The organism is Leclercia sp. TB492, from assembly GCF_049974505.2.
Taxonomy (GTDB): Bacteria; Pseudomonadota; Gammaproteobacteria; order Enterobacterales; family Enterobacteriaceae; genus Enterobacter; species Enterobacter adecarboxylatus_C.
Genome location: NZ_CM127572.1, coordinates 1,611,941 through 1,625,040, shown reverse-complemented (window position 1 = coordinate 1,625,040; position 13,100 = coordinate 1,611,941). Strand labels below are relative to the sequence as shown.

Sequence of the window (13,100 nt, the reverse complement as noted above, 5' to 3'; positions counted from 1 at the left end):
AACCAAATTTGCGAGGCGCTTTCAGAAAATGAGGTTGATCTTTAGACGCACAGGGGTTACTGTATATCCATACAGTAACTACAGGGCTGGATTGATTATGTACTCTTCAGGCTATGCAAACCGTTCAACAACTTTCTCTTCTTCCGCTGGCAAAAGTGCACGGAGTTCCGCTGCGTATATGTCCACCGGGTTGATTAGTGAAGTGCTTTACCGTGAAGACCAGCCCATGATGACGCAGCTGTTATTGCTGCCTCTGTTACAGCAGCTGGGTCAACAGTCTCGCTGGCAGCTGTGGCTGACGCCGCAACAGAAGTTGAGCCGGGAATGGGTGCAGTCCGCAGGCTTACCGCTGACTAAAGTGATGCAGGTTAGCCAGATGGATCCCTGCCATACTGTAGAATCGATGGTGAGAGCACTGCGTACCGGGAATTACAGCGTGGTGATTGGCTGGTTTACGGAAGAATTAACCGAAACGGAGCAACATCGTCTGGCTGAAGCGGCCGAAGAAGGTAATGCACTCGGCTTTATTATGCGTCCCGTTCGGATGAATGCTCTGGGCAACGGACACCTTTCTGGGCTAAAAATTCACTCGAATTTGTATCACTAAGTAAAAATAAGAGTTTTCCTGGAATTTATTTTGCAGGCTCTGTACGCCATTGGTTCCCTTTCTAAAAGCCGCGACAAGTCTTGTCTGCCGCGGCTTCCTCCAGTTTAGCACGCCCAAATCTTCGCCAGAAATGTTAAATATTGTGTATACAAAACTTTTTTTTTCATATGCCTGACGGAGTTCACACTTGTAAGTTTTCAGGTACGTTGTAGACTTTACATCGCCAGGGGTGCTCGGCCTAAACCGAAGATATCGGTAGCTTTACTCTTTGTCCCCGCCCCCCGGTGAAGGATTTAACCGTGACTCTCATTGAGATTCTCATGGCGATTTTTGGATGATAACGAGGCGCAAAAAATGAAAAAGACAGCTATCGCGATTGCAGTGGCACTGGCAGGTTTCGCTACCGTAGCGCAGGCCGCTCCAAAAGATAATACCTGGTACGCTGGTGGTAAACTGGGCTGGTCTCAGTTCCATGACACTGGCTGGTATAACGACGCTCTGAACAACGACGGCCCAACTCACGAAAGCCAGCTGGGCGCAGGCGCGTTCGGTGGTTATCAGGTTAACCCGTACGTTGGTTTCGAAATGGGTTACGACTGGCTGGGCCGTATGCCTTACAAAGGCGACGAGACCAACGGCGCATTCAAAGCACAGGGCGTTCAGCTGACTGCTAAACTGGGCTACCCAGTAAATGACGCTGTAGACATCTACACCCGTCTGGGCGGCATGGTATGGCGTGCAGACTCCAGCAACAGCATCGCTGGCGACGACCATGACACTGGCGTATCTCCAGTATTCGCAGGTGGCGTTGAGTGGGCAATGACCCGTGACGTTGCTACCCGTCTGGAATACCAGTGGGTTAACAACATCGGCGATGGCAACACCGTTGGTGTTCGTCCAGACAACGGCATGCTGAGCGTAGGTGTTTCCTACCGTTTCGGCCAGCAGGAAGAAGCAGCGCCAATCGTTGCTCCAGCTCCAGCACCAGCTCCAGAAGTACAGACCAAGCACTTCACTCTGAAGTCTGACGTTCTGTTCAACTTCAACAAAGCAACCCTGAAACCAGAAGGTCAGCAGGCACTGGATCAGCTGTACACCCAGCTGAGCAACCTGGATCCTAAAGACGGTTCCGTTGTGGTTCTGGGCTTCACCGACCGTATCGGTTCTGACGCTTACAACCAGGGTCTGTCCGAGAAACGTGCTCAGTCCGTTGTTGATTACCTGATCTCTAAAGGTATCCCGGCTAACAAGATCTCCCCACGTGGTATGGGCGAATCTAACCCAGTTACCGGTTCTACCTGTGACAACGTGAAACCTCGCGCTGCACTGATCGACTGCCTGGCACCAGATCGTCGCGTAGAGATCGAAGTTAAAGGCATCAAAGACGTTGTAACTCAGCCAGCGGCATAAGTTATCGTCTTATAAAAAAACCCCGCCATGTTGCGGGGTTTTTTATTACCTGAAGAAAAGTAAAACGCTACTTCTTATTGGCGAGCAGCGCCTGGAGATCGGTTTTCAGGGTCGACATCTGGTTGGCGTACTTCTCTTTATGTTCCGCATCTTCAATCAGCTGCACGATAGTCTCAGACAAGGTTTTTCCGCGGCGCTGGGCAAGCCCCGCCAGACGTTGCCAGACCATAAACTCCAGATCGATCGACTTCTTCCGGGTATGCTGGTGCTCAGCATTGAAATGCCGTTTTCGCCGCGCGCGGATGGTCTGCTTCATGCGGTTCAGGAGCGCCGGATTGATGTGTTTATCTATCCAGCCGTTGACCAGAATGGGTTCATTTTCGAGGGTCAGCAATAAATCTACAGCTTCTTTTGCAGCACTGGCTTCGAGGTAGCACGTGATCAATTCCCCTTCACGGTGTTTTTTGACCAGATACTTCCATTTCCAGCCGCTTTCGAGATTTTCCAGTTGTTGGTATTTCATTGCGATCTCAGTGTGACCGTGTAACTGTGTTCAGAATATCAGTTTTTTGGCAATCTGCTGAAAAGAAATCATATCCTGTGACACGCGGTGACGTATTCATCGCTGGAAACGCCCATTCCCTCATGGGCAGAGCCTGCGCCTTACGGTATACTCCATCGTTTTACTTCTGACTAAAAAACATCAACTTTGACCATTACGAAACTTGCATGGCGTGACCTGGTTCCGGATACCGATAGCTATCAGGAACTGTTTGCACAGCCAGATCTCGCGAAAGAACACGAATACATCCTCAGTGACACACAGCCCCGTTTGCATTACGCACTGGAGCAGGTGTTAAGCCCGTGGGCCACCTCACCGTTCATGTTGTTGAAAGCGCCAGACGAAGCGGAGTATCTGAGTCTTCTGGCGGATGCCATGCGGCAGCTGCAACCAGAAACCGGGACGGTCTTTGGGGGTGAGTACAACATTAACGGGCATACTGTTACCTTTGAACCGGCGACCGTACCCGATGGCCGTTTTGCTGTCACAGGCAACATTGTCCCGGCGGGCTGGACAGAAGCTGAACAGCTGTTCGGCTGCCTGCGTCAGTTTAACGGCGAGTTAACCCTGCATCCCGGCATGGTCCATCAGGCCAATGGCGGCGTGCTGCTCATCTCCCTGCGCACGCTTCTGGCACAGCCTCTGCTGTGGATGCGCCTGAAAAACAGCGTCAGCCAGCAGCAGTTTGACTGGGTGGCGTATGATGAGTCGCGCCCTCTTCCGGTTGCCGTGCCTTCTATGCCGCTCTCCCTGAAAGTGGTGCTGATTGGCGATCGCGAAGCGCTGGCCGATTTCCAGGAGATGGAACCCGAACTGGCGGACCAGGTGGTGTACAGCGAGTTTGAAGACAGCACGCAGATCGCGGATGCCGAAGATATGCTGCAATGGCTTCAGTGGGTGCATGCCGTCTGCGAACGTGCGCAGCTTCCAACCCTGGCGGCCGATGCCTGGCCGGTGCTGATCCGCGAAGCAGTGCGTTATACCGGCGATCAGGAGACCCTGCCGCTTTGCCCTCTCTGGCTTGGTAAGCAGCTGCGTGAAGCCGCGGCCATGACCGATGACGGCACCATTACCGGCGAGCAGCTCTCCCAGATGCTGCTGCAGCGAGAGTGGCGTGAAGGCTACCTTGCGGATCGCATGCAGGACGAGATCCTGCTGGAGCAGATCCTGGTCGAAACCGAAGGTGAACGCGTAGGGCAGATCAACGCCCTGTCGGTGATTGAGTTCCCTGGTCATCCGCGCGCCTTTGGCGAACCGTCTCGCATCAGCTGCGTCGTACACATCGGTGACGGTGAGTTTATCGATGTGGAACGTAAAGCCGAGCTCGGCGGGAATATTCATGCCAAGGGCATGATGATCATGCAGGCTTATCTGATGTCGGAACTGCAGCTTGAGCAGCAGATCCCCTTCACCGCCTCCCTGACCTTCGAGCAGTCCTACAGCGAAGTCGATGGCGATAGCGCCTCGATGGCAGAGCTGTGCGCGTTAATCAGCGCCCTGGCCGATGTGCCGGTGAATCAGAGCATTGCCATTACCGGTTCGGTGGATCAGTTTGGTCGCGCGCAGCCGGTCGGCGGGCTGAATGAGAAAATCGAAGGCTTCTTTACCGTTTGCCAGCAGCGCGGGCTGAGCGGTAAACAGGGCGTCATTATCCCTCTGCCGAACGTCCGCCATCTTAGCCTCAGCCAGGAACTGCTGACAGCGGTAGAAGAGGAACAATTCACCCTCTGGGCGATCGAAGACATTGCTGATGCGCTACCCTTACTGACAAACCTGGAGTGGGATGCCGAAGGGCAGACGACGCTGATGCACACTATCCAGGAGCGTATTGCGCAGGCAACACAGCAGGAAGCACGTCATCGTTATCCCTGGCCGTTACGCTGGTTGAACTGGTTCACGCCTAACTGATCGGACTTGTTCAGCGTACACGTGTTAGCTATCCTGCGTCCTTCACTAAAATAAGGCATACTGAGAACATGGTAGATAAACGCGAATCCTATACAAAAGAAGATCTTCTTGCCTCTGGTCGCGGTGAACTGTTTGGCGAGAAAGGCCCGCAGTTACCGGCCCCGAACATGCTGATGATGGACCGTGTCGTGAAGATGACGGAAACCGGCGGCAACTTCGATAAGGGTTACGTAGAAGCAGAGCTCGATATCAACCCGGACCTGTGGTTCTTTGGTTGCCACTTTATTGGTGATCCGGTGATGCCAGGCTGCCTGGGTCTGGATGCGATGTGGCAGCTGGTTGGTTTCTACCTCGGCTGGCTGGGTGGCGAAGGTAAAGGCCGCGCCCTGGGCGTTGGTGAAGTGAAATTCACCGGTCAGGTTCTGCCAACCGCGAAAAAAGTTACCTACCGCATTCACTTCAAACGCATTGTTAACCGTCGCCTGATTATGGGCCTGGCGGATGGCGAAGTGCTGGTCGACGGTCGTCTGATCTACACCGCGAATGACCTGAAAGTGGGTCTGTTCCAGGATACTTCCGCATTCTGATTTTAGCTTTTCATAAGCATAAAACGGCGAAACCTCCGCACTGCGGAGGTTTCTTTTTTTAAAGAGACGCTATCAAGCAAGTACTGCCCTGTCTCCGATGGCTTCTCGCCAGCCCCCTAACCATTGCGACCTCTGATTGATGGTCTGATAGGGACACATTTCTTTAGAACGTCCGGCGATGCCAGCCTGATAACCACGTTGATGAGCCCTTTCAAGGCGATCTCGTTTCTGTCTCTTCATGCCTCGTTTCCCTCATTATTTGATCTGGTGGAAAAGAAAACAGTGATTACAAAATGTGCAACCACAGATAACGAATACCCTGATTACCGCTTAGCGTCAATGCGCAAAATTCACGCCAGTGTCATAAATGTGACCTGGTCAAAAGTTCATTTGTACAAAAAGTGTGACGCGGCACAAGTAACGGCCTGAGCGTAAAACAAAAAAAGCCGCAATTAGCATGACGCTAACTGCGGCCGGTGCGATGAATTTTACTTATGGCAGACGAGAAATCTCTCTGGCGATACTGGCAGACTCCTGCGCCCAGCCCTGAGCCAGCACTTTCACCATCTCATCATAACCATCTTTCTGCTGCTTGAGCTCCAGATGGAAAGGCCGTTTGATCAGCTGGCCCTGATGGTTCAGCAGCCACTCCCCGCTGACGATCACGCTGCCATCATAGCGACCATGGAAGTTGGTCACGTTGACGTTCAGCGTATCCTGATCGCTCCCCAACGGCTGCGACGCCACTACCCATCCCGGCAGCTGGCTGCTGAGATTGGCGACCAGCGTGTTGCGCAGCTGCTGATCCAGCGGGCTGGCCCACAGGTTGTTGTTAGCGATGACATACTGCACATCGCTGGTTTGGTATACCACGCCATTACCCGCCAGGTAATCCGGCACCGCCACCTGCTCGACCCACAGCAGACGGTTCCCCTGGCTGGCGATGCTTTGCCCGCCCGCCTGCGCTGCCACAGGCAGCTGGTAATAGCTCTTGTTCTCTGCTGAGCTGCAGGCGGTCAGCAGCGCCACTGTGGCGATCGTTAGCCATTTTTTCATTATTTAGCCCCCTTCGGCTCAGGGTCCTTTTTGTCTTTCGCTTCGAATACCAGCGCGTTGCTCTTCGTGTTCAGCGTCTTCAGCACCGGCTGCAGTTCACGCAGAACCTGATCGAGGCGCTGCATATCTGCCACCATCTTGTTGTACGCCGCTGAGCCCGGCTGGAAGCCCTGCATACTGCGGTTCAGCTCGCGCAGCGTTTTCTGCATGTCCTGAGGCAGCTGCTGCATCGACTGGCTGGCGGTCAGCTTGTTGAGGTTATCCAGGGTAGTCTGCAGACGGCGCATCGTCGCCTGGCTCTCACTGAGCGTGTTGGTGGCCTGTTGGATCATCGGATTGAGCGGCAGATTGTTGATCTTATCCAGGGTCTCCATCAGACGCTGTTGGATCTGCGCCAGACCACTGCTTACGGTCGGGATGATTTTATAGCCCGAAAACTCGCGGATCTCTTTAACCGGCGGCTCTTTCGGGAAGAAGTCCATATCCACGTACAGCGCCCCGGTCACCAGGTTACCGGTTTTGAGCGAGCCGCGCAGGCCACGCTTCATCAACCCGTCGATATGCTGAGCGATATCAGGCGTGTCGCCCACCTGATTAATCAGACGCTCCGGCTCAATGCGGATCAGCACCGGAATACGGTAATCGTCATCCAGCACCTGACGCATGCCCGGCGCAAAGAACGGCACTTTGCCGACGGTACCAAGACGGATGCCGCGGAACTCCACCGGCGCTCCTGGCTGCAGGCCGCGCACAGAGTCCTTGAAGAACATCAGGTAATCGATATGGTCGGTATAGAGCGAATCCTGAATGCTCTTCTGGTCGTCATACAGTCTGAACGCGGTCTTTTGCGCCACCGGCTGTCCCTGATCCATCCCTTCCGGCACGTCAAAGCTAACGCCACCGCCGAACAGCGTGGAGAGTGAGCCCATCTCGACGCGCATCCCCGCCGAGGTTAAATCCACGGCGATACCGCTATCTTTCCAGAAACGGACGTTGCCGGTGACCAGACGATCGTTCGGCGCATTGATAAACAGCTGGTAGCTGATGGTGCGTTTTTGCGTGTCAAAGGTGCTGGTTTCAACGGAGCCAACACGATAACCGCGGAACAGCACCGGATCGCCCGGGCTCAGCTGGCCGGCTTTTTTACTGTCGAGGGTCACGCGGATCCCCTTCGCATCCGGCGGCGCCAGCGGTGGAGAGTCCAGCAGCTGATACTGCCCCGGTTGAGATCCCTTTTTCCCCGGCTGCAGTTCGATATAGGCCCCGGACAACAGGGTTCCCAGGCCGCTGATGCCTTCGCGGCCCACCTGCGGTTTCACCACCCAGAACACCGAGTCGCCATGCAGCAGCTTCTCCATGCCGGCGTTGAGGCGGGCTGTGATTTCTACGTGCGTCAGGTCGTCGGTCAGGGTTGCACTCTCAACCACCCCCACGTCCACGCTGCGGCTCTTGATGGTCGTTTTACCGCCCTCAATCCCCTCGGCGTTGGTGGTGATTAGCGTCACGACCGGGCCCTGATGGCTGTAATGATAAAACAGGATCCAGGCACCGATCAGCGCGGTCACGATGGGGAAAATCCACACCGGCGACCAGTTTTTGACCTTCTGCACTTTCGCCTCTCCACTCTTATTTTCCATGCTTTTCTTCATCCTCATGGCTCGACTCTGGCTCACGATCCCACGATAAACGCGGATCGAAGGTCATGGCCGCAAACATGGTCATAATCACGACCAATGCAAACATCAGTGCCCCTATTGCGGGGTAAATACTCATAAGCCCGCCTATCCGCACCAGTGCAGAAAGAACGGCAATCACAAACACGTCAATCATTGACCAGCGTCCGACAAACTCGACCACTTCATAAATCAAATGCATCCGCTCGCTATCACGCTTGCCGTGTCCTTTGGCATCCCAGCACAGCCAGGCAATGGCGATCATTTTGAGCGTAGGTACCATGATACTGGCGATAAAAATCACCAGCGCCACAGGATAGGATCCCTCCCCCCAGAGCAGAATTACCCCGGCCATAATGGTCGAGGGCATTTCATCGCCCAGCAGATTGGTGATCATAATCGGCAGGATGTTGGCGGGGAGATAGAGCATGATCGAGGTGACGAGCAGCGCCATCGTCCATTGAAGACTGTTTTTACGCCGCACGTGCCCTTTCGTTTCGCAACGCGGACAGATCTCCTGGTCGGCGGGGAGGATCGCCGTACAGCAGGAGCACAGGCGCAGATTTTGGTGAATCCCCGGCACGCCGACCTTCAATGCCTGCGGCAGCGCAGGCGCTGGGGCGATATCGTCCCATGCCCAGCGGCGGTCCACACACTGAAATGCCCGCAGCTGCAGGACGCAATAAAGACACCAGGGAATAAAGCTGCTGCCAACGCCCACGTCACCGTAGGCCATCAGTTTGACAAAGCTCACCAGGATCCCGGCAAGGAAGATCTCCGCCATCCCCCAGCTTTTTAACTGAAACAGGATCCGCGCCAGCCTGATTTTCAATGCCATGGGCATCTGCACGCGGTTCACGAGCAGCAAGATTACCACCAGGCAAAACGCCGGCACGATCTGGACGAAAAGCATAAAGAAGGTGCCCAGACTGGCATAATCTTCCGAGAACATTACGCCAGGTATCTCCAGCAAATGCACTTCGCTGGTGATACCGCCCACTTTCATATAGATAAAGGGAAACAGGTTGGAGAGAAACAGCATGAACAGCGCAGCAATAGCATAAGCAGTGGGACGCTGCCGGGGCGCGTCCCACTTCGTTGTCAGCGTTGTCCCGCATCGCGGGCATGCCGCTTTATGTCCATGCTCGAGCGCGGGAAGCGCCACGAGCATATCGCACTGGGAGCATAAAATATGCCGATCGGCATGGTGATGTTCACACATACTGGCTCCATGTTTAACTTATGCGCCGTTTTTCAGAGCCTCAAGATATTCCCAGCGTTCGAATGCCTCTTCCAGCGCCTGCTCAGCCTGTGCCATATCGGCCAGGACTTTTTGCGTATGGTCATGCGGCTGGCTAAAGAATGACGCGTCGGCCACCTGAGCCTGCAAACCTTCCAGACTGGCTTCGAGCTCTTCCAGACGCTGCGGCAAGCCTTCCAGTTCGCGCTGCAGGTTATAGCTTAGTTTGTTACTGCTACGTTTGGCCGTTTCTGCTTTGGTGACAGCAACTTCTGCTTCACTCTTCACTTTTGACTGTTTCGTCGCCAGCGACTGCGCCTGCTGCCCACGGGCATCGTGGTAACCGCCCACATAGCGCCCGATACGCCCCTGGCCTTCGAAGATCCAGCATTCGGTCACGGTGTTGTCCACGAACTGACGATCGTGGCTCACAAGCATTACCGTTCCCTGATAACTATCTATCAGTTCTTCAAGAAGTTCCAGCGTTTCTACATCAAGATCGTTCGTGGGTTCATCGAGGATCAGCAGGTTGCTGGGTTTCAGGAACAAACGCGCCAGCAGCAGGCGGTTACGCTCCCCGCCGGAGAGGGCACGAACCGGCGTCATCGCCCGTTTTGGATGGAACAGGAAGTCCTGCAGGTAGCCCAGCACATGGCGCGGTTTCCCGTTCACCATCACTTCCTGCTTACCTTCTGCGAGGTTATCCATCACCGTTTTGTCCGGATCCAGCTCGGCACGGTGCTGGTCGAAGTAGGCCACTTCCAGCTTGGTCCCGCAGTGGATGCGGCCGCTGTCGGCCTTCAGTTGATCAAGCATCAGCTTCAGCAGCGTGGTTTTACCGCAGCCGTTCGGGCCGATCAGGGCGATTTTATCCCCACGCTGGACCTGGGCGGAGAAGTCTTTCACCAGCACTTTGCCGTCCACCTGGTAGTTGACGTTCTCCATCTCAAAGACGATTTTGCCGGAGCGGCTCGCCTCTTCCACCTGCATTCTGGCGCTGCCCATCACTTCCCGGCGCTCGCTGCGCTCACGGCGCATCGCTTTCAGAGCGCGGACGCGGCCTTCGTTACGGGTACGACGAGCTTTAATACCCTGACGGATCCATACCTCTTCCTGGGCCAGCTTGCGGTCGAACTCGGCATTTTGCAGCTCTTCTACCCGCAGGTTTTCCTCTTTTTCCAGCAGATAGGTGTCGTAGTCGCCCGGATAGGTCACCAGCTTGCCGCGGTCGAGATCGACGATGCGGGTTGCCATATTGCGAATAAATGAACGGTCATGCGAGATAAAGATAATGGTGCCGCCGAAGGTTTTCAGGAACCCTTCCAGCCAGTCGATGGTTTCGATATCCAGGTGGTTAGTCGGTTCATCGAGCAGCAGCACTTTCGGCCCGCTGACCAGCGCCCGGCCCAGCGCGGCCTTACGCAGCCAGCCGCCGGAGAGGGAGGCCAGCGGCATGTCCGCTTCCAGACCCAGCTGGGCCAGCACTTCGTTGATGCGGTTTTCCAGCTGCCACAGGCCGTGATGATCCAGCAGCTCCTGCAGACGCGCCATCTCGTTGAGGTTTTTGGTGCTCGGGTCGGTCATCACCAGGTGCGAGATCTCGTGGTAGCCCTTCAGGTATTCCGCCTGCTCGGCGATCCCTTCGGCCACAAAATCATAGACGCTGCCCTGCACGTTACGCGGCGGATCCTGTTGCAGACGTGCCACCACCAGGTCCTGCTCGTAAACGATACGCCCGTCATCCAGCCCCTGCTCGCGGTTCAGGATCTTCATCAGGGTCGATTTACCGGCGCCGTTACGGCCTACCAGACAGACACGTTCGTTATCTTCGATATGCAGTTCTGCGTTATCAAGAAGCGGTGCGTCACTGAATGAGAGCCACGCGCCATGCATGCTAATTAATGACATTTACTTTTCCTTTCAGGCGGCGGTGATCAGCCAGCAGTTGTGGATCTGACGGTTACGGGCAAAATCCTGGGACAGGGTTTTTTGACTGATTTCTTGTGCTTTCAGCCCCAGTTCTTCCAGCCCTTCGTGATCCATGCGGAAGCCGCGCTTGTTGTTCGAGAACATGATGGTGCCGCCTTTACGCAGCATCCGTTTAAGATCCTTCATCAGCGCCAGATGGTCGCGCTGAACGTCAAAAGACTCTTCCATGCGTTTGGAGTTGGAGAAGGTCGGCGGATCGATAAAGATCAGATCGAACTGCTCTTCCGATTCGCGCAGCCAGCCCAGCACGTCGGCCTGCAGCAGACGGTGTGCCCGGCCGGTCAGGCCGTTGAGACGCAGGTTGCGCTCTGCCCACTCCAGATAGGTGCGGGACATGTCCACAGTCGTGGTCGTGCGCGCGCCGCCCAGACCGGCATGCACGCTGGCGCTGCCGGTGTAGGAGAAGAGATTCAGGAAATCCTTGCCTTTGCTCATCTGGCCCAGCATACGGCGGGCGATTCGGTGATCAAGGAACAGGCCGGTATCGAGATAATCGGTCAGGTTGACCCACAGGCGCGCGTTATATTCGCCCACTTCGATAAACTCGCCCTTGCTGTTCATCTTCTCGTACTGGTTTTTCCCCTTCTGACGCTCACGCGTTTTCAGGATCAGCTTGTTCGGGGCGATGTTCAGCACGTTGATGGTCGCGGCAATGATATCCAGCATACGCTGACGCGCTTTCTGCGGATCGACGGTTTTTGGCGGGGCGTACTCCTGCACCACCACCCACTCGCCGTAGCGGTCGACCGCGACGTTGTACTCCGGCAGATCGGCGTCATACAGGCGATAGCACTCAATCCCTTCCTGCTTCGCCCATTTTTCAAATTTCTTCAGGTTTTTACGCAGACGGTTGGCGTAATCTTCCGCAATGCTGGCCGGTTTGCTGTCGGCTTCTTTCTCGGCCAGATGGTAGTTTTTCTGCACGCAGTCCAGCGGGCCGTTTTTGGCCTTGAACTGACGCTCGGCGCGCAGCTGCAGGCAGCTCAGCAGCTCCGGCGAGGCGCTGAACAGGGAGAGGTTCCAGCCGCCAAACAGATCCTTCATGGTGCGGCCCAGCAGGCTGTGCAGGGCAATCAGCGCCGGCTCGCTGTCCAGACGTTCGCCGTAAGGCGGGTTGCTGATCACCGTCCCGTACGGACCTTTCGGCAGCGGGTTGGTGAGCTGGGAGACATCTTTCAACTCAAAGGAGACCAGCTCGCCAATCCCGGCGCGACGGGCGTTGCTGCGCGCGCGTTCAATCACGCGGGCATCGCTGTCAGAACCGTAGAAACGGGATTCATAGGCAGCCAGACCGGCACGGGCGCGGGTCTGGGCTTCGGCTTTCACTTCCTGCCAGGTGGCTTCGTCATGCTGTGCCCAGCCTTTGAAACCCCACTGGCCGCGGTGCAGACCCGGTGCGCGATCGGTCGCCAGCATGGCCGCTTCAATCAGCAGCGTACCGGAACCGCACATCGGATCGAGCAGCGGCGTGCCCGGCTGCCAGCCGGAACGCATAACAATGGCCGCCGCCAGGTTCTCTTTGATCGGCGCGATACCCGCCCGGTCGCGGTAGCCGCGCTGGTGCAGGCCCTCGCCACACAGATCCAGCGCGATACTGGCGATCTCTTTGTTCAGACGCACGTTAATGCGCAGATCCGGGTTTTCACGATCGACGTTCGGACGTTCCAGATTTTTGCGGGTGAAACTGTCGACGATGGCATCTTTGACCTTCAACGCGCCGTACTGGCTGTTGCGGATCTCGTCGTTGAGGCCGCTGAAGTGCACGGCAAAAGTGGCGCCCGGAGCAAAAATCTCTGTCCAGTCGATCGTCTGCACGCCCAGATAAAGATCGAGATCGCTGTAAACCTTACACTCTCTCATCGGCAACATGATGCGTGAGGCCAGGCGACTCCACATCAGGCTCTGGTAAATAAGCCGCGTGTCGCCCTGAAAATGGACACCACCCTGAACCACCTGGCACTCTTGCGCGCCCAGACTTTCCAGTTCAGTTTTTAACAGCTCTTCCAGCCCACGGGCCGTACTGGCAAACAGAGAATTCATATCGTCACTTTTACTCTAAGAAAATTGC

11 protein-coding genes are annotated in these 13,100 nt (G+C 55.6%); 4 read left to right on the top strand and 7 right to left on the bottom strand.

All coding sequences use genetic code 11. The features are described 5' to 3' along the window. The first annotated feature begins 97 nt into the window (after positions 1–97). Together sulA and ompA are read left to right on the top strand one after the other, a co-directional pair. Positions 98–607 carry an SOS-induced cell division inhibitor SulA gene (gene sulA / locus ACP4QI_RS07495; protein WP_142488956.1) on the top strand — a complete coding sequence of 170 codons (510 nt, stop codon included), beginning with the start codon at positions 98–100 and terminating at the stop codon, positions 605–607. A 354-nt stretch (positions 608–961) separates the two neighbouring features. Continuing rightward, positions 962–2,017, top strand: a complete 1,056-nt coding sequence (gene ompA, locus ACP4QI_RS07490) for a porin OmpA (protein ID WP_426494955.1) — start codon at positions 962–964, stop codon at positions 2,015–2,017. Positions 2,018–2,084: 67 nt separating this feature from the next. On the opposite strand, the gene matP is transcribed toward ompA, so the two are convergent. After that, positions 2,085–2,540, bottom strand: coding sequence for a macrodomain Ter protein MatP (gene matP, locus ACP4QI_RS07485; RefSeq protein WP_142488954.1), 456 nt, complete (start codon positions 2,538–2,540; stop codon positions 2,085–2,087). A 186-nt stretch (positions 2,541–2,726) separates the two neighbouring features. On the opposite strand from matP, the gene ACP4QI_RS07480 reads away from it, so the two are divergent. Together ACP4QI_RS07480 and fabA are read left to right on the top strand one after the other, a co-directional pair. Next, a complete protein-coding gene (locus ACP4QI_RS07480; RefSeq protein ID WP_426494956.1) occupies positions 2,727–4,487 on the top strand; it encodes an AAA family ATPase in 1,761 nt (586 codons plus the stop codon). 68 nt (positions 4,488–4,555) lie between these two features. Beyond that, on the top strand, positions 4,556–5,074 hold the full coding sequence (gene fabA, locus ACP4QI_RS07475) for a bifunctional 3-hydroxydecanoyl-ACP dehydratase/trans-2-decenoyl-ACP isomerase (protein ID WP_032617398.1): 519 nt from the start codon (positions 4,556–4,558) through the stop codon (positions 5,072–5,074). A gap of 72 nt (positions 5,075–5,146) precedes the next feature. On the opposite strand, the gene rmf is transcribed toward fabA, so the two are convergent. From rmf to rlmKL, 6 genes are all read right to left on the bottom strand, one after another. Next, on the bottom strand, positions 5,147–5,314 hold the full coding sequence (gene rmf, locus ACP4QI_RS07470; protein ID WP_032617397.1) for a ribosome modulation factor: 168 nt from the start codon (positions 5,312–5,314) through the stop codon (positions 5,147–5,149). Between the two features lie 252 nt (positions 5,315–5,566). After that, positions 5,567–6,130, bottom strand: a complete 564-nt coding sequence (gene pqiC / locus ACP4QI_RS07465; protein WP_426494957.1) for a membrane integrity-associated transporter subunit PqiC — start codon at positions 6,128–6,130, stop codon at positions 5,567–5,569. Then, positions 6,130–7,767 carry an intermembrane transport protein PqiB gene (gene pqiB, locus ACP4QI_RS07460; RefSeq protein ID WP_142488951.1) on the bottom strand — a complete coding sequence of 546 codons (1,638 nt, stop codon included), beginning with the start codon at positions 7,765–7,767 and terminating at the stop codon, positions 6,130–6,132. Before pqiB ends, pqiC begins: the two co-directional genes overlap by 1 nt. After that, positions 7,757–9,025, bottom strand: coding sequence for a membrane integrity-associated transporter subunit PqiA (pqiA, locus tag ACP4QI_RS07455; protein WP_142488950.1), 1,269 nt, complete (start codon positions 9,023–9,025; stop codon positions 7,757–7,759). The genes pqiB and pqiA overlap by 11 nt, the downstream gene beginning before the upstream one ends. A gap of 18 nt (positions 9,026–9,043) precedes the next feature. Next, positions 9,044–10,951 (bottom strand): ABC transporter ATP-binding protein, encoded by a 1,908-nt coding sequence (locus ACP4QI_RS07450; RefSeq protein ID WP_426494958.1) that lies wholly within the window; start codon positions 10,949–10,951, stop codon positions 9,044–9,046. Between the two features lie 12 nt (positions 10,952–10,963). Next, the gene (rlmKL, locus tag ACP4QI_RS07445; protein ID WP_285128178.1) at positions 10,964–13,072 is read right to left on the bottom strand and encodes a bifunctional 23S rRNA (guanine(2069)-N(7))-methyltransferase RlmK/23S rRNA (guanine(2445)-N(2))-methyltransferase RlmL; all 2,109 of its coding nucleotides are present in this window, start codon (positions 13,070–13,072) and stop codon (positions 10,964–10,966) included. Positions 13,073–13,100: the final 28 nt, after the last annotated feature.